The organism is Bradyrhizobium sp. STM 3561 (assembly GCF_045571455.1).
In the GTDB taxonomy this organism is placed as follows: domain Bacteria; phylum Pseudomonadota; class Alphaproteobacteria; order Rhizobiales; family Xanthobacteraceae; genus Bradyrhizobium; species Bradyrhizobium vignae.
The window spans coordinates 5,761,833-5,780,798 of record NZ_CP120695.1 but is presented as its reverse complement, the minus strand read 5'-3'; the positions used below and the strand labels follow the sequence as shown (position 1 = coordinate 5,780,798).

At 65.6% G+C, this 18,966-nt stretch carries 24 protein-coding genes; 13 read left to right on the top strand and 11 right to left on the bottom strand.

The window, feature by feature from the left end; genetic code table 11:
- The first annotated feature begins 27 nt into the window (after positions 1-27).
- The 4 genes from P6U28_RS27390 (at position 28) to ychF (ending at position 3,059) form a co-directional block, all read left to right on the top strand.
- Positions 28-279 (top strand): accessory factor UbiK family protein, encoded by a 252-nt coding sequence (locus P6U28_RS27390; RefSeq protein ID WP_122406390.1) that lies wholly within the window; start codon positions 28-30, stop codon positions 277-279.
- 290 nt (positions 280-569) lie between these two features.
- Positions 570-1,292: a 50S ribosomal protein L25/general stress protein Ctc gene (locus P6U28_RS27385; RefSeq protein WP_122401011.1), complete on the top strand. Its 723-nt coding sequence runs from the start codon at positions 570-572 to the stop codon at positions 1,290-1,292.
- A 58-nt stretch (positions 1,293-1,350) separates the two neighbouring features.
- Positions 1,351-1,956 carry an aminoacyl-tRNA hydrolase gene (gene pth / locus P6U28_RS27380; RefSeq protein WP_129142556.1) on the top strand — a complete coding sequence of 202 codons (606 nt, stop codon included), beginning with the start codon at positions 1,351-1,353 and terminating at the stop codon, positions 1,954-1,956.
- 5 nt (positions 1,957-1,961) lie between these two features.
- Positions 1,962-3,059, top strand: a complete 1,098-nt coding sequence (gene ychF / locus P6U28_RS27375; protein ID WP_027575780.1) for a redox-regulated ATPase YchF — start codon at positions 1,962-1,964, stop codon at positions 3,057-3,059.
- Between the two features lie 121 nt (positions 3,060-3,180).
- Here the strand turns inward: ychF and P6U28_RS27370 are convergent, their stop codons facing one another.
- Entirely contained in the window at positions 3,181-3,477 is a 297-nt protein-coding gene (locus P6U28_RS27370) for a DUF4282 domain-containing protein (protein ID WP_018648333.1), read from the bottom strand.
- A gap of 181 nt (positions 3,478-3,658) precedes the next feature.
- On the opposite strand from P6U28_RS27370, the gene P6U28_RS27365 reads away from it, so the two are divergent.
- From P6U28_RS27365 to P6U28_RS27355, 3 genes are all read left to right on the top strand, one after another.
- Positions 3,659-4,111 (top strand): MaoC family dehydratase, encoded by a 453-nt coding sequence (locus P6U28_RS27365; protein WP_122401014.1) that lies wholly within the window; start codon positions 3,659-3,661, stop codon positions 4,109-4,111.
- Positions 4,111-4,590, top strand: coding sequence for a MaoC family dehydratase (locus P6U28_RS27360; RefSeq protein WP_122401015.1), 480 nt, complete (start codon positions 4,111-4,113; stop codon positions 4,588-4,590). Before P6U28_RS27365 ends, P6U28_RS27360 begins: the two co-directional genes overlap by 1 nt.
- 197 nt (positions 4,591-4,787) lie before the next feature.
- A complete protein-coding gene (locus P6U28_RS27355; RefSeq protein WP_164936753.1) occupies positions 4,788-4,931 on the top strand; it encodes a hypothetical protein in 144 nt (47 codons plus the stop codon).
- 38 nt (positions 4,932-4,969) lie between these two features.
- Here the strand turns inward: P6U28_RS27355 and P6U28_RS27350 are convergent, their stop codons facing one another.
- The 5 genes from P6U28_RS27350 to P6U28_RS27330 form a co-directional block, all read right to left on the bottom strand.
- Positions 4,970-5,107 (bottom strand): hypothetical protein, encoded by a 138-nt coding sequence (locus P6U28_RS27350; protein ID WP_164936752.1) that lies wholly within the window; start codon positions 5,105-5,107, stop codon positions 4,970-4,972.
- A gap of 300 nt (positions 5,108-5,407) precedes the next feature.
- Positions 5,408-5,830, bottom strand: a complete 423-nt coding sequence (locus tag P6U28_RS27345) for a hypothetical protein (protein ID WP_122401016.1) — start codon at positions 5,828-5,830, stop codon at positions 5,408-5,410.
- 328 nt (positions 5,831-6,158) lie between these two features.
- Positions 6,159-7,067, bottom strand: a complete 909-nt coding sequence (locus tag P6U28_RS27340) for a hypothetical protein (protein ID WP_407123121.1) — start codon at positions 7,065-7,067, stop codon at positions 6,159-6,161.
- 265 nt (positions 7,068-7,332) lie between these two features.
- Complete coding sequence (locus P6U28_RS27335; protein ID WP_122401017.1) at positions 7,333-7,773, bottom strand: nuclear transport factor 2 family protein; 441 nt, start codon at positions 7,771-7,773, stop codon at positions 7,333-7,335.
- A 223-nt stretch (positions 7,774-7,996) separates the two neighbouring features.
- Positions 7,997-8,443, bottom strand: a complete 447-nt coding sequence (locus P6U28_RS27330) for a nuclear transport factor 2 family protein (protein WP_122401018.1) — start codon at positions 8,441-8,443, stop codon at positions 7,997-7,999.
- A 126-nt stretch (positions 8,444-8,569) separates the two neighbouring features.
- On the opposite strand from P6U28_RS27330, the gene P6U28_RS27325 reads away from it, so the two are divergent.
- Positions 8,570-8,860, top strand: coding sequence for a hypothetical protein (locus tag P6U28_RS27325; RefSeq protein WP_245163174.1), 291 nt, complete (start codon positions 8,570-8,572; stop codon positions 8,858-8,860).
- A gap of 63 nt (positions 8,861-8,923) precedes the next feature.
- Here P6U28_RS27325 and uvrB read toward each other — a convergent pair whose 3' ends face one another.
- The 4 genes from uvrB to P6U28_RS27305 form a co-directional block, all read right to left on the bottom strand.
- Entirely contained in the window at positions 8,924-11,857 is a 2,934-nt protein-coding gene (gene uvrB / locus P6U28_RS27320) for an excinuclease ABC subunit UvrB (protein ID WP_129142554.1), read from the bottom strand.
- Between the two features lie 93 nt (positions 11,858-11,950).
- Entirely contained in the window at positions 11,951-12,178 is a 228-nt protein-coding gene (locus P6U28_RS27315; RefSeq protein WP_122401020.1) for a hypothetical protein, read from the bottom strand.
- A 54-nt stretch (positions 12,179-12,232) separates the two neighbouring features.
- A complete protein-coding gene (locus tag P6U28_RS27310) occupies positions 12,233-12,457 on the bottom strand; it encodes a hypothetical protein (protein WP_035710417.1) in 225 nt (74 codons plus the stop codon).
- Between the two features lie 105 nt (positions 12,458-12,562).
- A complete protein-coding gene (locus tag P6U28_RS27305; protein WP_129142667.1) occupies positions 12,563-13,477 on the bottom strand; it encodes a LysR substrate-binding domain-containing protein in 915 nt (304 codons plus the stop codon).
- Between the two features lie 153 nt (positions 13,478-13,630).
- Between P6U28_RS27305 and P6U28_RS27300 the strand changes: the two genes are divergently transcribed.
- The 3 genes from P6U28_RS27300 to P6U28_RS27290 all read left to right on the top strand — a co-directional run bounded on the left by P6U28_RS27300 (position 13,631) and on the right by P6U28_RS27290 (position 15,606).
- Positions 13,631-14,410, top strand: coding sequence for a sulfite exporter TauE/SafE family protein (locus P6U28_RS27300; protein ID WP_129142553.1), 780 nt, complete (start codon positions 13,631-13,633; stop codon positions 14,408-14,410).
- Positions 14,407-14,637: a hypothetical protein gene (locus tag P6U28_RS27295; protein WP_122401023.1), complete on the top strand. Its 231-nt coding sequence runs from the start codon at positions 14,407-14,409 to the stop codon at positions 14,635-14,637. Before P6U28_RS27300 ends, P6U28_RS27295 begins: the two co-directional genes overlap by 4 nt.
- Positions 14,638-14,898: 261 nt before the next feature.
- The gene (locus P6U28_RS27290; protein ID WP_129142552.1) at positions 14,899-15,606 is read left to right on the top strand and encodes a glutathione S-transferase family protein; all 708 of its coding nucleotides are present in this window, start codon (positions 14,899-14,901) and stop codon (positions 15,604-15,606) included.
- 48 nt (positions 15,607-15,654) lie between these two features.
- On the opposite strand, the gene P6U28_RS27285 is transcribed toward P6U28_RS27290, so the two are convergent.
- Positions 15,655-15,867: a cysteine-rich CWC family protein gene (locus P6U28_RS27285; protein ID WP_122401026.1), complete on the bottom strand. Its 213-nt coding sequence runs from the start codon at positions 15,865-15,867 to the stop codon at positions 15,655-15,657.
- 216 nt (positions 15,868-16,083) lie between these two features.
- Here P6U28_RS27285 and P6U28_RS27280 point away from each other — a divergent pair, with 216 nt between their 5' ends.
- Together P6U28_RS27280 and P6U28_RS27275 are read left to right on the top strand one after the other, a co-directional pair.
- A complete protein-coding gene (locus P6U28_RS27280) occupies positions 16,084-17,649 on the top strand; it encodes a DUF1800 domain-containing protein (RefSeq protein WP_407120266.1) in 1,566 nt (521 codons plus the stop codon).
- A 2-nt stretch (positions 17,650-17,651) separates the two neighbouring features.
- The gene (locus tag P6U28_RS27275) at positions 17,652-18,869 is read left to right on the top strand and encodes a DUF1501 domain-containing protein (protein ID WP_164936750.1); all 1,218 of its coding nucleotides are present in this window, start codon (positions 17,652-17,654) and stop codon (positions 18,867-18,869) included.
- Positions 18,870-18,966: the final 97 nt, after the last annotated feature.

Here is an 18,966-nt window from a genome sequence, read left to right as displayed (position 1 = left end):
TTATCGCAAGGCCGCGAGGAGACCGACATGACCCAGACCAGCAACCGGTTTTTCGACGAGATCGGTCGCCTGATGAACGACGCCGCCGGTGCGGCCCAGGGCGTCAAGCGCGAGTTCGACACGGTGATGCGCAGCCAGGCCGAAAAATTCCTGCGCGACATGGATCTCGTCAAGCGCGAGGAATTCGAGGCGGTCAAGGACATGGCGCGCCTGGCGCGTGAGGAGAACGAGTCCCTGAAGGCGCGGATTGCCGCGCTGGAGGCCAAGCTGGGCGGGTGACGCCTCTCTGCGTCATTTCCGGCGCGCGGCGAAGTCGCGAACCCCGGTGCGCAATTGCGCACCTGGGAATCTCGAGGTTCCGGGTTCGGTGCTCCGCATCGCCCCGGAAAGACGGGGTACGGGCCTCACAGGTCCCCGCAAAAAGTCCCCGCATTTCCTTGTCATTTCCGCATCTTCCGGGTAAAAGCCCGCCACGTTCGCGGCCCCCGCACCCCTGGAGGCTTGCTGCGAGCTATGCCATGGGCCGCCTTGCGGCCCATTAACTTTTGCAAAAACAAGGACTTAACGACATGGCGACGACCGTCAAGGAATTGAAGGCGACCGCACGTCCGAAGAGCGGCAAGGGGGCCGCCCGGGCTGAGCGTCGCGCCGGGCGAGTGCCCGGAGTGATCTATGGCAACAACCAGCCCCCGCTGACCATCTCGATCGAAGATCGTGAGCTGCGCCAGCGCATCCTCGCCGGCCGGTTCCTGACCACGCTGGTCGACATCGACCTCGAAGGCAAGAAGCACCGCGTCATTCCGCGCGACTACCACCTCGATCCGGTGAAGGACTTCCCGATCCATGTCGATTTCATGCGGCTCGGGGAAGGCGCCACCATCCGTATCAGCGTTCCCCTGCACGTGGTGAAGGCGGAAACCTCTCCGGGCGTGAAGCGCGGCGGCACCGTCAACATCGTTGCCCACGCGATCGACCTCGAATGCGGCGTCGAGAGCATCCCGCAATACATCGAGGCCGATGTCGGCTCGCTCGAAATCGGTCACTCCCTGCATCTGTCGGACGTCAAGCTCCCGGCCGGCGTGAAGGCGCTGACCCGCGAGGACGCGACCCTCGTCACCATCGTGCCGCCATCCGGCTACGCCGAAGAGCAGAAGGCTGCTGCTGCGGCTGCGGCGGGTGGGGCGGCTCCGGCCGCGGGTGCTGCTGCTCCGGCTGCAGCTGCTCCGGCTGCGGGTGCTGCTGCTCCGGCGGCGGCTGCCAAGGCTCCCGCCGGCGGCGACAAGAAGAAGTAATCTCTCAAAGCTGGCGCGCGGTCCCTGACCGCGCGCCGAGCGAGGGGCGCGCCGCGTCATGCGACTCTTTGTTGGGCTCGGCAATCCCGGCGCGAAATACGCACGCAACCGGCACAATATCGGCTTCATGGCCGTCGACGAGATCGCGCGGCGTCATGGCTTTGCGCCATGGCGCCGTCGCTTTCAGGGCGAGACCTCGGAAGGCACGCTCGGACCTGAGCGCGTGATCCTGCTCAAGCCCACGACCTACATGAACGAGTCCGGCCGCAGCGTTCAGGAGGCGGCGGGCTTCTTCAAGATCGCGCCGGGCGACGTCACCGTGTTCCACGACGAGCTCGAGCTGCCGCCGGCCAAGGTGCGGGTGAAGATCGGCGGCGGCATCGCCGGTCACAACGGCCTGCGCTCGATCTCGGCGCATATCGGCAACGACTATCGCCGGGTGCGGCTCGGCATCGGTCATCCCGGTGTCAAGGAACTGGTGCACGGCCACGTGCTCTCGGATTTCGCCAAGGCCGACAACGAATGGGTGGCGACGCTCTGCGAGGCGGTCGCCGAGCACGCCGCGCTGCTCGCCAAAGGCACGGACGCGACCTTCGCCAACAGGGTCCATCTGGCCATGCAGGCGAAGGGATTTTTGACCAAGGACGAGAACGGCAAGGAATAACGCTCGTGGGATTCAAATGCGGGATCGTCGGATTGCCCAATGTCGGCAAGTCGACCTTGTTCAATGCGCTGACCGAGACGGCCGCGGCGCAGGCCGCAAACTATCCGTTCTGCACCATCGAGCCGAATGTCGGCGAGGTCGCCGTGCCCGATCCGCGGCTGGAGAAGCTCGCCGCGATCGCCAAGTCCGGCCAGATCATTCCGACGCGGCTGACCTTCGTCGACATCGCGGGCCTCGTGCGCGGCGCCTCCAAGGGCGAAGGCCTCGGCAACCAGTTCCTCGCCAACATCCGCGAGGTCGACGCCATCGCGCATGTCGTGCGCTGCTTCGAGGACTCCGACATCACCCATGTCGAAGGCAAGATCGCCCCGCTCGCCGACATCGAGACCATCGAGACCGAGCTGATGCTCGCCGACCTCGACAGCCTCGAGAAGCGCGTCGACAATCTCACCAAGAAGGCCAAGGGCAACGACAAGGACGCCAAGGAGCAGCTCGACCTCGTCAACCGCACTTTGGTGCTGCTGCGTGAGGGCAAGCCCGCGCGGCTCGTCGAGCGCAAGGCGGAGGAAGAGCGCGCGTTCTCCATGCTCGGCCTCTTGTCGTCGAAGCCCGTGCTCTACGTCTGTAACGTCGAGGAAGGCTCGGCCGCGACCGGCAACGCCTTCTCGAAGGCGGTCGAGGAGCAGGCTGCGAAGGAAGGCGCAGTCGCCGTCGTCATCTCCGCCAAGATCGAATCCGAGATCGCGACGATCTCACGTGAAGAGCGAGCCGACTTCCTGGAGACGCTGGGCCTCGAAGAAGCCGGGCTCGATCGCCTGATCCGCGCCGGCTACACGCTGCTCGACCTCATCACCTACTTCACCGTTGGCCCGAAGGAAGCGCGCGCCTGGACCATTCACCGCGGCACCAAAGCGCCGGCGGCAGCCGGCGTGATCCACACCGATTTCGAGAAGGGTTTCATTCGCGCCGAGACGATCGCGTATGAAGATTACGTGGCGCTCGGCGGCGAAGCCGGCGCGCGCGATGCCGGCAAGCTCCGCCTCGAAGGCAAGGAATACGTCGTCGCCGACGGCGACGTGATGCATTTCAGGTTCAATACGTAAGCACCGACCTCGGTACAGGGTGGGCAAAGCGAAGCGTGCCCACCACCTCTCTCATATCGCGGAATGATCGTGGGCACGGCGCTTTGCGTCTTTGCCCATCCTACGGCACCTATGTGTGCCGCTACCGCATCCCGCCGCCCTGATCCCGGATCGCGCCGAGATGCTCGTTGATGCGGAAGACGATCAGGATCAGCTCCGCGACAATGCGCGAGAACACGATGCCGACCACGACGCTCGCGATCGACGACAGCAGCACCAGAAAGCCGCCGAACGGGCTGATCGCCATCGCAGCGAGGCCTGAGAAGATGCCGGAGAGGCCGAACAGGCAGATCAGCGCGATCACCAGCCAATAGAAGGTCTTGATGATTGTCGGCGTGATGAAGCGGTCCCATTGGAATAGGTCGCTGAATGAAAACATTGCTCTCCCCAGGGCAAATCGGGACGTCAAATTCGGCCGCGTCGATGGATCCTGGCCCTCGGCTGATCCGACTCAAGACCACCGCCGCCACCGCCTATGTAGCACGAGCCATGCGGGCCGGCGGGTTGAGATTGCCGCAAAGTGCGGCCACAATCTGTCATTCCCGCAAAGCTTTCCCGAGATGACCCTGACCTTCGAAGACTTCCCGCCCGGCCGGTTCGGCACGTTCGGCCCGCGCCATGTCACCCGCGACGAGATCGTGGCCTTTGCCGCCGAGTTCGATCCGCAGCCGATGCATATGGACGAAGAGGCCGCAGCCAGAAGCATGCTGCGCGGCCTGTCCGGCTCGGGCTGGCACCTCTGCTCGCTGATGATGCGGATGATGGCCGACGGCTTCATCACCCGTGCCGCCTCGCTCGGCTCGCCCGGCGTGGATGAGGTGCGCTGGCTGTCCCCACTTCGCCCTGGCGACGATCTCACGCTCGATGTCGATGTCGTGGAGGCGCGCACTTCCAAGAGCCGCCCGGAGCTCGGCATCGTCAAGTTCAAATGCACCGCGCGCAATGCGGCGGGGCAGGCGCTTGCCGAGATGACCTCGCCGATCCTGATCAAGCGGCGCGAGGGAGCGGTCTGATGCGGTTCTTCGAAGACATCGCGATCGGACAGCGGCGCGAGCTCGGCAGCTATACGTTCACGGCGGAGTCCATCAAGACATTCGCCCATAAATTCGATCCGCAGCGCTTTCACCTCGACGAGGAGGAAGGCAAGAACTCGCTGTTCGGCGGGCTCGCCGCCTCGGGCTGGCATGTCGGCTCGGCCTGCATGAGCCTGGTTGTCGCCGACGGCCAGCGTCTGGCGCAGGAAGCCGCAGCACGCGGCGAGGAGGTCGCGGTGTGGGGCCCGTCGCCGGGCTTTCGCGACCTGCGCTGGATCAGGCCGGTGCTCGCCGGCGATACCGTCTCTTACGTCAGCGAAGTCGTCGACAAGCGCACCTCCGCCTCGCGTCCCGGCTGGGGCATTTTGACGGCTCGCACCACCGGCACCAACCAGCGCGGCGAAGAGGTCTATTCCATCACCGCCAGCGCCTTCGTGCCGCTGCGAAAGACGAACTAGATCAGTTCCAAGATGGACGGGCAAATGAGTGCGCGAGTGTTGCCCTCGCGCTATGGACGCGATTCCGGGCGGCTGCCATAAGCCTGCGCAACATGGTTACCGCGAAGCAGTTTGGCGGAACCGGGGAGATGCTAACTAATTATGAACCTGTCGCTGCCTATTTGAAACGAATTGGCAGAGGACAGGGGACGAGGACCATGGCTGACCGCGGCGCACTTAAATTCGTTGGATTCATCTTTGCGACCGCGACGCTGGCCGTGATGCTGGTCGCCGGCATGGTGGTGAAGGGCTATGCCGATGGCGCCTACACGCTGGAAGCCTCGACCGTGGAAGCCCCGTAAGAATTCGTTGATCTTCCGGGCCCGTGCCCGGCCCTGTGTCAGCGGCTGTAGACGAACGCCAGTACCGCGATCGCAACCACCAGCAATCCGACAAAGCGCAGCATGATCGTGCCGAGCTGATTCGGCGCGGGCCGCAGCGATATCGGGTCCGTGTTGTCGGGCCGAATGCTTTCCATGACATGTCCCCTGAGTCCGGCGGTGCCTGCACGGGTGCTTGGCATTGGTCGCGGGGGAGGGGCTGAGGGTTCAATGCCTCGCGCTGCCGCATCCATCGCCGTCATGTCCCGGCGTGACCGGGGCATCCAATACGCCGCGGCCTCTCGATTCAATCACTGCCGCCTCTGGGATACTGGATCGCCCGGTCAAGCCGGCGATGACACCTTCGTTGATGAGAGTGTCCACCCATCATACCCACAAATCAAAACCGCCGCGCTCTCCTTTCGGGAACGCGGCGGCCAATGGCGTCGTGCGAATGATCAGCTGTTGCGGAGACCGTCGGCGGCGCGCTTCCACTGCGCGACGTTGTCGGCGATCATACGGGTCGACTTCATCGCGGCCTGGCTGAGCTGGGCGTAGCCGGAGATCTCGCGCTGGACGCGCTGGCCTTCGGCATGCAGCAGGTCGCGCAGGCTCTCGAGCTCGGAGATCAAGTTCTCGATCTCGGCGAGCGAGGTGCCGGCGACGCGCTGGATCAGCGAATTGACGTTGTTGACGGTGGCTTCCGCGCTCGGGTCGAGCGGCGGCGCGTCGGCGGTGCTCGATGCCGGACGGCGCAGATAGGCGATGTCGTTGCGGACGAAATCGCGGATGCCGGCTTCGACCTCGGTCACGGCGGCGAGGTTGGTATCGACCGTCTCGGTCTCGGTGGATTCGATCTTTTCCGGGCGAGTGGCGTTCATCGTTGTTCCCCTGTTCGCGTTGAGCGCAGCGCGAGTGTCCCCCGCACGACGACGTCTGTGAGGCAGCCCGCATCAGGGCGTCCGATTTTGACCGCAAAGGGGCCGAGATGCGGCAAGGGAGGACCATTCGGGGGTTTTGCCGTGGCGCATGGTTAGGGGAGTGTGAATCGGCGGGAGCCTCCATCTCCTCATGGTGAGGAGCGCGAAGCGCGTCTCGAACCATGAAAGGCCCAGCTCTAACGGCGGGGCCTCGATCCTTCGAGACGCGCTCCTTCGGAGCGCTCCTCAGGATGAGGGGTGGATGAGGGGAGAGCGTGGAGCGCTGGTCTCACCAGCTCTTCTTGAAACCCGCCGTCACGCTCTTGTTCAGCGCACCTTGCGAAGTCTCGCCAACCGAGCCGGAGACGGTGATGTTGTCGAACAATTTTTGCTCGGCGCCGACTTTGCGCAGCCATTTGTCGTCGGTGGTCGACAGCGTCTGGCCGGCGGTGATGCTGGTGCCGGTGTCGGTGAGGGTGATCTTGGCGGTCTGGTCGGTCTCGTAATTGCGCGTGACGTGGCCGCCAATGCCGGGGACTGCGGTGGTACCCTGCTGGTTGACGCTGTAGCCGTTCTGCAGCGTCAGCGAGGTGTCGCCCGACAGCGGCATCGATTTGGACAGTGACGCCCCGATCTTGCTGTGCTCGGCGCCGGGATCGACCCGGGCTTCCACCGCGGTCTTGTCCCAGATCGCGCCCGCGCCGGGCGCAGTCGCCGCCGCCCAGGCGCTGCCGGAGGATTGCGGCAAGCTGCCGCCATTGGTGGCCTTCTGCGCCAGCAGCTCGGACATCGTCTTGGGTTCGCTCGTCACCGTCATGTCGGCGCCGACCCGCGTATCCCAGAACGAGAACACGGACTGTTTCACGGTCACCGCCGACGAGCCATTTGCATTGGGGTTGGACGACCAGTCCAGGCCCTCCTTGGCGGCGGCCTCGGCACGCCTCTTCGCAGCGAGGGGATCGATGCCGGTCCCGGCATCGACCGCGAGCTGGCTCCAGTCGAGCTTGTCGACGTCGATGCCCTTGAGCACGTCGGGATCGTTGACGTCGGGGGCCTCCGCGGCCTCGGCCGCGTCGTCGTCAGGTGCGGCCGGCGTCGGCGCAATGATCTGCGCCGAGACCGTCAGTGCCGAGCCAAAAATGAATGCGGCCGCCAGCAATGGCAGCCTGGTCCAGCCAAACCCTGTCGAGAATTTCATCGTCCTGCCCGCGAGCCCCGGCGCATGCTTTGCGATAGTTATATATCGGCCGTCCGCAAAGACCATGCGCCATTCCGCGCTGAAAATGCCGATTCATCGTTGCGGAATTGTGGCGGTTCGCTGGGGGGCGAACCAACGGGCCGCGCGAAAGGTGCGCGCCCGATGACGAGCTCTTGATGCGACGGCATCCGGCGGGGCTGGAGGCCAGGACGTCGCGCCAGGCAAGGTCATCGGTCCCGATAGGCGGGACCCGTTGGCGTCCCCTTCAGCCGACGCTGGTCATCTTCGGCAGATGAATGGCGCGGCCGAGTGCCTGCTCGACCAGGTCGAAGGTGTCGATCAGCACGCGCATGCTGACGAGCTTGCCCGCCTTGAACTGGGCGAACTGTGCCACGCGCAGGCTGATCGGCTTGCTGGAGTCCAGGGCCGTCAGCGAATAGCGCAGCATCGAGGCGGCGGAATCGGCGCCCAGCATGATGCTCTCGCGGTCGAAGCGGCGGACGTGGAAATTGTCGGCGAGCTGGCGGATGACGTCGAGCACGGCATCCTTGCCCTGCCGCGCGCCGAAAAACGGAAACATGTCGATCGGGCCGTAGAGCGCCCATTCGACGTCCTCGTCGAGCAGGGCTTCGATATCCCTGAAGTGCCGGTCGTTGATCGCGCGGTGCAATGCGCGCGAGAAACGCCAGAGGCTGTGCTCTGTCATTTGGGCAGTCCTGACGCTGGCTTGCGGAAAAAAACGGAAACCAACCCCATGCACCGTAAACGTGCCCTGGGGCGCTCAACCCATTTGTATGCGAACGAAATAGCCGATTTCGGTCAAAACGCAATTCACAATTTCGCAAAGCACAATTGAGCGCGTTTTGTGAGATTTACAATAGAACCCCGTAATTTTCCGGTCTCCGGCCGGCACCAGGGAGAGAGAACGATCAGTCCACCCGCGTCCCGACGATCAGCGGGCCGATCTCCCGTTCCAGCACCTGCTGCACGAGGTCGTAGGAATCGATGATCTCGCGGATCTGCGCCACCAGCCCGCCGCGGAAGGTGTAGAACACCGCCATGTCGAACTGCACGATGCGATCGTTGCTGCGCTTCCTGAAATAGGTGTGCATGTAGGTCGCGACCGCCTCGCCCTCGGCGAGGATGTGCGGTGCCTTGTAGCGGATTTCCGAATAGCGCGACCAGACCGTCTGCCAGAGCTCGCGCAGCTCTTGCTTGCCGTGGCGCGGCGCCATGTGCGGCAGCACGTCGATCGGCGCGTGGGTGAGGAAGTCGACATCGTCGGTGCAGCAGGACAGCGCCGTCTCGATATCGCCGCGCGCGAAGGCGTCGAGCAGATGCACGACGCGTTGGCGATTCAGCTTCTCCAATGTCATCACGCCCGTCCTCGTTTGGCCCCGTGGCGCTCCGCAACGCTAGCGCGCCGCAAGATCAGGGGTGTTGCAGACGTTTTGACGCGCGAGCGCAATGCCCGGTTCATGGCGAGCAGGTTGACATATGGGATGGCTGCACGAATTCGCGCCCTCTGCGGCTACCACGACCTCGTCGGCGACCCCGGCGTCGCCATCTTCGTCGCCATCGCCTCGCTCGTCCACGCGATGCTTGCAGTCACGCTCGGGCCGAGCTTCCCCGCCCTCTTCAAGACCGTCTACGAGCCGAAATTCTTCGAGGCGCAGTTGTCGCTGTCCGACAAGATCACGGCATGGCGTACCCAGCCGGTCGCCTCGCTTCAGCTCGTGACGATTGTGCTGCTGCAGTCTGTGATGGCGGTGGTGACGGCGAGCGTGGGGTGAGGGGCACAAATCTCTCCTCGTCATTCCGGGGCGCCGCGGAGCGGCGAGCCCGGAATCCGCCGCTTACCTCTTCTTCCACCCACCCCGCCGCCCCGGCGCCCCGCCCGTCGATTTCGGCGCCGGCCCGAACTCCGGGCCCGACTGCCGCGAATCCGTCGGCTGGATGATCCGGCTGGTGCTTCCGAACGGCTTTGACGGCAGGTTCGGGCTCGCGCGGTAGGGCAGGGATTCCGGGCCGTGCATTTCGTCGAGATGCGGCTTGTGCACGCGGGAGCCCTTGCCGCCGCCGGCCTTCAGCGCGGTTGCGGCGCTCTTGTTCTTCATGGCGCTGACGGGGAGGTTGGCGGCGTCGCCGTACTTCTTCGCGCCGGCATAGGCGCCGGCCCTGCTCTGCACGGCGCGCTGTTTGGCGGTGGGGTCGTCGACCACGGCGAGCTCGGTGGCGCGCAGGCGCTTGACCTCGTCGCGCAGCCGGGCGGCTTCCTCGAAGTTCAGATCGGCGGCGGCCTCGCGCATCCTCGTCTCGAGATCGGCGAGCACGGCCTCGAAATTGTGGCCGATCGAGATGACGTCGTCGGTCATGTCGTGGCCGCCGACCTCGACCAGCACGTGGTCGCGCTCGTAGACGGAGTTGAGGATGTCGCCGATCTGCTTCTTCACGCTCTCCGGCGTGATGCCGTTGGCCTTGTTGTACTCGACCTGCTTCTCGCGGCGGCGGTTGGTCTCGGCGATGGCGCGCTCCATCGAGCCGGTCATGCTGTCGGCATAGAGGATGACCTTGCCATCGACGTTGCGTGCGGCGCGGCCGATGGTCTGGATCAGCGAGGTCTCGCTGCGCAAGAAGCCTTCCTTGTCGGCATCCAGAATCGCGACCAGCGCGCATTCGGGAATGTCGAGGCCCTCGCGCAAGAGGTTGATGCCGACCAGCGCGTCGAACGCGCCGAGACGCAGATCCCTGATGATCTCGATGCGCTCGATGGTGTCGATGTCGGAATGCATGTAGCGGACGCGAATGCCTTGCTCGTGCAGATATTCGGTGAGGTCCTCAGCCATGCGCTTGGTCAGCACGGTGATCAGCGAGCGGTAGCCCGCCTGCGCGGTGGCGCGGACCTCGCCGACGAGATCGTCCACCTGGGTACGCGCCGGGCGGATGTCGACGGGCGGATCGATCAGGCCTGTGGGGCGAATGACCTGCTCGACGAACACGCCGCCGCTCTCGTTCAGCTCCCAGCTGCCCGGGGTCGCCGACACCGCGATGGTCTGCGGCCGCATCATGTCCCATTCCTCGAACCGCAGCGGGCGGTTGTCCATGCAGGAGGGCAGGCGGAAGCCGTATTCGGCCAGCGTCGCCTTGCGGCGGAAGTCGCCGCGGAACATGGCGCCGATCTGCGGGATGGTGACGTGGCTTTCGTCGGCGAAGATCAGCGCGTTGTCGGGGACATATTCGAACAGCGTCGGTGGCGGCTCGCCGGGCCGGCGTCCGGTAAGATAGCGCGAATAGTTCTCGATGCCGGCGCAGCTTCCAGTCGCCTCCATCATCTCGAGGTCGAAGGTGGTGCGTTGCTCCAGACGCTGCGCTTCCAGCAGGCGACCCTGATTATTCAGCTGATCGAGCCGCTGCTTCAATTCGAACTTGATCGACTTGATCGCCTGCACCAGCGTCGGGCGCGGCGTCACATAGTGCGAATTGGCGTACATCTTGATGAATTCGAGCTCGTCCTGCTTGTGGCCGGTGAGCGGATCGAACTCCTCGATGGCCTCGATGGTGTCGCCGAACAGGTTCACGCGCCAGGCGCGGTCTTCATAGTGCGCCGGGAAAATATCGATCACATCGCCGCGCACGCGAAAGGTGCCGCGGGTGAAATCGGCCTGGGTGCGTTTGTACTGGAGCGCGACGAGGTCGGCGATGAGCTGGCGCTGGTCGATACGTTCACCTTTCTTCAGCGCAAAGGTCATGGCGGTGTAGGTCTCGACCGAGCCGATACCGTAGATGCAGGACACCGACGCCACGATGATGACGTCGTCGCGCTCGAGCAGCGCGCGCGTCGCCGAGTGCCGCATGCGGTCGATCTGCTCGTTGATGGACGAATCCTTCTCGATGTACGTGTCCGTGCGCGGGACATACGCTTCCGGCTGGTAATAGTCGTAATATGAGACGAAATACTCGACCGCGTTGTCCGGGAAAAAGTTCTTGAACTCGCCATAGAGCTGGGCCGCCAGCGTCTTGTTCGGCGCCAGGATCAGGGCCGGGCGCTGCGTCGCCTCGATCACCTTTGCCATGGTGTAGGTCTTGCCCGAGCCGGTGACGCCGAGCAGCACCTGGCTGCGGTCGTTGCGCTGGATGCCCTCGACCAGCTCGGCGATCGCGGTCGGCTGGTCGCCCTTGGGCTCGTAGGACGATTTGATCTCGAAGCGCACGCCGCCTTCGGATTTTTCCGGGCGTGGCGGCCGGTGCGGCGTCCACACCTTCATGGAGCCGTCGTCTTTGCGGAACTCAGGCCGGCCCTCGCGGATCAGCGACTCCAGCGCATCCGCGGTCGCCTTGACGCCGAGCGCTTCCATCTTGCTGCGCGGCGGACGCGCCAGCGCCTCGGCATCGTCCTCTTCCGTCGGCAGGCCGAGCTGACGCGCCAGTTCCGGATCGAGCGTCGGGATCGTGGCCGCCGTGCCGTAATTGGCCTGCGGCGCCTCCTCGAAACCACCGCTCCCTCCCCCCGTGTGGGGGAGGGATGTTGGCCGCGCCATATCCTGCGGAAACTGCTTCGGCGTCGATGCGCGCGCGCGATGCGCCGCAGCCTCGCCCCCGGCGCGGCGGTCACGCGAATTGTCCGGCGGCGGCTGCAGGCCGGTGCCCGAGCCAAGCCCGGCATCGCCGCGATTGATCGCGGGATTGAGCAGCTCGGCCAGCGCCGGCCCGATCGGCTGCACGTCAGGCCGATGTGCTCTGGATTTGGGGGACTTGCCGGATTTTTCGGAGGATGCAGGTTTCTTCGCCATGGGGCGAATATGGGACGAGTCCGCACCGCGATAAAGGGCGAATGCCCGCTGCCATGCAGGCTGCTGACAGCAGGTTGGCAGCAGCCTTGCGGTTCATGCCGCCGGCGGCGGCTCATTGTCATCCCCGGCCGTGATGTGAGGCTCGAGGATGTCGAGATGAATGCCGCCGCAATCCGTGCAGCGCATGGTCCAGTACTCGCATCCGGCACGACCGCCGATCACGCGGAGCACCGCGAGATCGCCGTCGCATTCCGGGCAGTTGGACAGCACCGCGCGGGCGTAGATCCGCGGCCGCGCCGCGTTGATTTCGATGATGGACATGACCGGTTTTCCCCTTGCGCCGCCCCGTCTCTGGTCCGCCCGCGGACCCGTCGTCTATTCGTCGTCGCCGTCGGCCCGCCGGCGGAAGCGATCGATGTGGTGCTTGGCATCGGCAATCGCGGCATCGCGATCGGGCCAGGCGAAGCCGACTTCCATGGCAGGAAACAGCACGCCGTCGATGGCCACCGGGCTGAAATCGGCACGCCGGATCCGCGCGTGCCACAGCCCCTTGCCAGCTTCGAAGGATTCGATGTCAAAGCCGTCGTAAAGGGTCGTCATGAGTGTAGGTCCCACGTTTCTTTTCGGAGGATCAGGGGACCATGTTTGCGGATTTCAGAATGTGAAGCCGTTCACAAGCAGTCGGCTTTTTTGCCCGGGGGGGCCTCAACTCCGCGCCGCGGCGCGGCCAATCCGCCGCGGGCGGGCGGCGGGTTCCGACGCCGCTCGCATGATCCAGCGGCGGAACGCGGCAAAGTCGCGCTGCTCGGTCTGAAAGCTGCGATAGAGCAGGTACCAGCGCATGCCCTTAGGGACGGAGAGGTCGAACGGCGCCACCAGCCGGCCGGCGGCGAGGTCGTCGTCGATATAGGGGCGGATGCCCATGGCGATGCCGAGCCCGTCGGCGGCGGCCTGCAACGCCTGGCCGTAGAACTGGAACTCGGGCCCGCGCGCATTGATCCGCGCAGCGCCTGCGGCCTTCAGCCAGATCGGCCAGTCCTCGGCTGAGTGCGCGACGCGGATCAGGCTCGGTCCCTTCAAATCGGCCGGACGCTTCAGGCCGCCCGCGAGGCGGGGCACGCAGACGGGGGTGAGATCGCCGGCGAACAGCGGCTCCGCGACGAGACCGGGCCAGTCGCCGGTGCCGAGCTTGATGCCGCAGCTCCAGTCCTCGCCGAACGGCACCGCGGCGCCGCCGGTGGTGAAGCGCACCTCGATGTCGGGCTCCTCGCTGCGGAACTCCGACAGGCGCGGGATCAGCCAGCGCATCGCGAAGGTGTGGCCGACGCCGATGGTGAGCACGCGCACGCTGGCAGGCGCCGTCACCTGCGCGGTGAGGCTTGCCAGCGCATCGAAGATCGGGGTCAGTCCGCCCTGATAGGCGCGGCCGGCCTGCGTCAGCACCAGGCGGTTGGCCTTGCGCTCGAACAGCGCGACGCCTAGTCGCTCTTCGAGCAGATGCACCATGCGGCTGACGGCGGCCGCCGACACGCTCAGCTCCAGCCCGGCCGCAGCAAAGCTGCCGGTCCGCGCCGCCGCCTCGAACGCCTTGATGCCGTTGAGAAACAGCAGCCGCCGCAAATGATCCGCCCTCAGGAAAGCTGATGCCAGGCCAAGATAACTCAGTTTGCGCGAGAGGAGCAAGCGAGGCACGTTCTCCTTCGCCTTCCCCCAAGCGGGGCAAGGGGGAATTGGCAACTTGCGTCCCCAACCCACCGGCAGGAGATACCCTTCGTGGCGCCCATCATGATCGCTGCCCTCGGATTGCTGATGGTCGCCACCGCGTTCCTGTCGGGGCTGTTCGGCATGGCGGGCGGGCTGATCCTGATCGGCGTGCTCTTGGCCTTGATGCCGCTGCCGACAGCGATGGTACTGCACGCGATCACGCAGATGGCCTCGAACGGCTGGCGCGCGTTCCTGTGGCGGGCGCATATCCGCTGGCGGCCGGTCGCGAACTATATGGTCGGCGCCGCGGTCGCGCTCACGGCTTGGTCGCTCACCCGCTACGTGCCGGACAAGCCGACCGCGCTGCTGATGCTCGGCGCCACGCCGTTCATGGCGCGGCTGCTTCCCGCGAACATCAAGCCGGATCCCGACCGTCTCTGGCAGGGCACGGTCTATGGCACGATCTGCATGGGCTTGATGTTGATGACCGGCGTCTCCGGCCCGCTGCTCGACACCTTCTTCCTCGGCGGCGATTTCGGCCGGCGCGAGAAGGTCGCGACCAAGGCGATGTGCCAGCTCGTCAGCCATTTCACCAAGCTGGTCTATTTCGGCGGCATCATCGATCAGGCCGCGAGCCTCGATCCCGTGCTCGCCGGGGTCGCGATTCTCGCCTCGATGCTCGGCACCACGCTGGCACGGCGCATCCTCGAAGCCATGACCGACCAGCAATTCATCGCCTGGTCCAACAAGCTGATCACCACCATCGCCTGCTACTACATCGCCCATGGCGGCTGGCTGTTGCTTCGTGCGCCGGTGCTGGCCGCCTTCGACAGGGGAGGTTTGCAATGAGCGAGACCGTCGATCCGCTGGTGCTGGACTTCGTCGAATGGGTGGCGCGCGAGCCGCGCGCCTATGCCGAGGTGATCGCGACCTGGAAGACCTCTTGCCCGCGCCTCACGATCTGGGAGGACGCCGCCGACCGCGGCTACGTCGCCCGCGAGACGGTTGCCGGCCTCGGGCTGGTCATCGCGGTCACCAAGGACGGCGAGAAACTGCTGCGCACCAACGGGCGGTGAAGCGCTCGCTTTATCGATGTCTCGCTGTCATCATCCGCGAAGGCGGATGATCCGGTAGACACCGGCGGCAGTGCATCTCACGACTGCCGCGGCGTACTGGATGCCCCGGAGAAGCCGGGGCATGACAACAGAATTTGGCGTGGACATCTCTCACCACATCGTCATTGCGAGCGCAAGCGAAGCAATCCAGAATGTCTTTCGCGGCGGCAGTCTTCGTCGCAACAGCTCCTCGCAATGACGGAGCGTGTGGAGACACCTTGCATGTCGCTCAAATTGTTCGAACTCGTCGGCACCGACCCCGCGCGCCCGTTCAGCCCGTATTGCTGGCGCACGCGGATGGCGCTGGCGCACAAGGGTCTATCGGCGGAATCACTGCCCTGGCGCTTCACCGAGAAGAGCGCGCTTGCCCCGCACGGCTCCGAGAAGGTCCCGGTGCTGTTGCACGACGACAAGCCAGTGGTCGATTCCTGGACCATCGCGACCTATCTCGAAGACAATTTCCCGGATCGCCCGTCGCTGTTCGGCGGCGAGGGCGGCCGCGCGATGGCGCGCATGATCAACGCATGGGGCGACATCGCCATCGTCGGCGGCATCTTTCCGCTGATTATCGCCGACATCCCGGCGAACCTTGCCGACGTCGACGCCGCCTATTTCCGCAAGTCGCGCGAGGCGCGCTTCGGCGGCAAGACCCTCGAGGAGATCATGGCGAGCCGCGATGCCGGCGTGGTCGCGTTCCGCAAATCTCTGGAGGTGATGCGGCAGACATTCAAGACGCAGCCCTTCATCGGCGGCAACGCGCCGAACTATGCCGACTACATCGTGTTCGGCGGATTCCAATGGGCACGCGTGGTCAGCCCGTTCAAGCTGCTGGAGGCGGATGATCCAGTCTACGCCTGGCGTGAAAAGCTGCTGGATGCGTTCGATGGCATGGCGCGCAAATCGCCCGGACATCAGGTGCAGGTTTCGTAGCCGGATGGCAGCGAAATCCGGGGATTGTGCCTGCAGAACGTTTCCGGATTACGCTTGCGCTCCGTCCGGGCTAGGCGCCTCCGCCGCCCTGCGCAGACACTCCCGGCACAGGCAGTCCTCGCCCTCGACCGGCATCGGCAGTCGCGCGGTTTCCTCCGCGCACCAGCAGTTGCCCGAGAGATCGCAGCCGAACTCGCTGCCGCAGCGGGAGCAGGCGAGGCGCCGTGGTTCCTGCAATGCGGGTTCTTTCGGATTTGTCATGATTTACGTCGAAGCTTCGCCGTCATTTTTCATGTCGGGTTCATCTGTCGCTCCGGTATATTAGAGCATGATCCGGAAAAGTGTGGAGCGGTTTTCCGAAAGGATCATGCTCGAACAATAACCTGGAGCGCGATGGTGATTCATCCTGATCCCATCGCGCTTCAGGCGCCGCGAACGTATCAGGAAAGCGGCTCCCAACGCGCGAAGGACAGATCGATGGCTCGCGATTCGCAAGCCGCCCTCATCGCACTCAACCGCTTCGGCTTCGGCGCCCGCGGCGGCGCATCGGGCGATCTCATCAACGCAGCATCCGACCCGCGCGGCTTCGTGAAGGCCGAGCTTGCGCGTCCCAATGGCGTGCTGCTGGAAGCGCCCGGACTGCAATCGACGCCGCAACTCGGTCAGGCCGTGTTCGCCTATCAGGACCAGGTCAAACAGGCGCGCGAGGCCGCCAAGGAAACTGCCAAAGCCGGGGGGCCCGCCGAAACGCCGGCACAAGCGCCTGCCGATCAGACGCCGGGGCTGCGCCGCAATCTCTCGCTGAACGCTGCGGCGGAGATCACCGGGCAGATGGCGGAGGCGAAGCCGACCGAGAACACCGCCAAGTCCGGGACCATGCAGCCCAACGCGGCCACGCCGCCTGCGGCAAAGCCGGCACCGCAGCCGCTCAACGTGATTCAAAAGATCTTTCGCGCCGAGGCGCTGGCACGCCTGCAGCGCGCGACGCTCGTCGATTGCGGCTTCACCGAGCGTCTCGTCGTGTTCTGGTCCAACCATTTCTGCATCTCCGCCGGCAAGGGCGAGCTGGCGCGGATCTGGGCCGGTTCCTTCGAGCGCGAGGCGATCAGGCCGCATGTGCTCGGGCGCTTCGCCGACATGCTGAGGGCGGTCGAGCAGCATCCGGCCATGCTGTTCTTCCTCGACAACCAGCAATCGCTCGGACCGGACTCGCGCGCGGGCCAAAACCGCAAGCGCGGGCTGAATGAAAATCTCGCGCGCGAGATCATGGAGCTGCATACGCTCGGCGTCGGCGGCGGCTACACGCAGGGCGACGTCACCTCGCTCGCGCGCATCATCACCGGCTGGACCTTTGCCGGACGGCAGGGGCAGTTGGGGGCACCCGGCTCCTTCGTCTTCAACGTCAACGCGCATCAGCCCGGGCCGCAAGTCCTGCTCGGCAAGACCTACGACGCCGCCGGGCTCGCACAGGGCGAAGCCGCGCTCGCCGACCTCGCGCGACATCCGTCGACCGCGAACTTCATCGCCACCAAATTCGCTCGGCACTTCGTCGCCGACGATCCGCCGCCGGTGCTCGTCGCGCGGCTGCGCGATGTCTTCGTCAAGACCGACGGCGATCTCAAGGCGCTCGCGACGGCGCTGGTCGATTCCGATGAGGCCTGGAAAGCGCCGCTGACCAAGATGCGCAGCCCTTACGATTTCCTGGTCGCGAGCGGCCGGCTGCTGGCGCGCGTGCCCGAGGATCCCGGGGTGTATCTCAACGGTCTCAACCTGCTCGGCCAGCCGCTGTGGTCGCCGGCAGGACCCAACGGTTTCCCCGATACCAGCGCCGCCTGGGCTGCGCCCGAAGGCATGAAGCTCAGGCTCGACATCGCCGCGCGGATCGGCGCGCGGCTCGGCAACAACATCGATCCGCTCGACCTGCTGGAGTTCGCAGCGGCGGACGCGGCCTCGACCGAAACGCGCCGCACCATCGAGCGTGCGGAGTCGCGGCAGCAGGCGCTGGCGCTGCTCTTGATGTCGCCGGAAATGCAGAGGAGATGATGATGACCGATTGCCTCGAGAACCGGCTCCTCACCACGCGCCGTGGCCTGCTGCTCGGCAGCGCCTCCTTTGCAGCCTGGGCTTACCTGCCGAAATTCGCCCGCGCGGCCGACGGGCGCGATCCGCGATTGATCGTGGTGATCCTGCGCGGCGCGCTGGACGGGCTCTCGACCGTCGCGCCGATCGGCGATCCCGATTATGCCGGCCTGCACGGATCGATCGCGCTCACGGCCGATGGAGCCCATCCCGCGATCATGCTCGACTCGTTCTTCGCCTTGCATCCGGCGATGCCGGAGTTCGCGCGCATGTATAGGGATCGGCATGCCGCGGTGATTCATGCGGTGGCGACGCCCTATCGCGACCGCTCGCATTTCGACGGTCAGGACGTGCTCGAAAGCGGCTATGCCGGCCCCGGCCGGGTGCAGTCCGGCTGGCTCAACCGCGCGCTGGAGGCGCTGCCGCGCGGCGAGCGCGTGTCGAGCGGCCTCGCGGTCGGGCCGACCACGCCGCTGGTGCTGCGCGGCAACGCGCCGACCGTCGGCTGGGCGTCGGTGGCGCTGCCGCAGGCCGACGACGACACCGCGATGCGGCTCGTCGAGCTCTATCGCCACCGCGATCCCGTTCTGGCCTCGGCGCTGTCGCAAGGCCTTCAGCTCGACAAGGTCGCGAGCGGCGACGACATGAAAGCGACGCGCGGCAACGCCGTCGCACAGATGCGCCAAGTGGCGCGCGGCGCCGCCAAACTGATGGCGGCCGATGACGGCCCGCGCATCGCCGCACTCGCCTTCGACGGTTGGGACACGCATGCCAATGAAGGCGGCCCGGTGGGGCGTCTCGCCTTCCTGCTCGGTGGGCTCGACGGCGCGCTCGCCGAATTCGAAAGCTGCTTGGGCAATCGCTGGCGCGACACCATCGTGGTCGTTGCCACCGAGTTCGGCCGCACCGCGCGCATCAACGGCACCGACGGCACCGATCACGGCACCGGCACGATCGCGCTGCTCGCCGGCGGCGCCGTGAAAGGCGGCCGCGTCATCTCGGACTGGCCGGGCCTCAAGCTCGCGAACCTGTATGAGAGCCGCGACCTCAAGCCAACGACGGATCTGCGCTCCGTGATCAAGGGCGTGCTGCAGGACCAGTTCGGCCTGTCGGATCGTGTGCTGGCGGAGACGGTGTTTCCGGACAGCGCAAGCGCAAGGCCGATGAAGGGGCTTGCGGCTTAGCTGTCATTCCGGGCCGTGCGAAGCGCGAACCCGGAATCCATCTCTCCACACTTTCTGCAGAAAAATGGATTCCGGGCCCGCGCCTTGCGGCGCATCC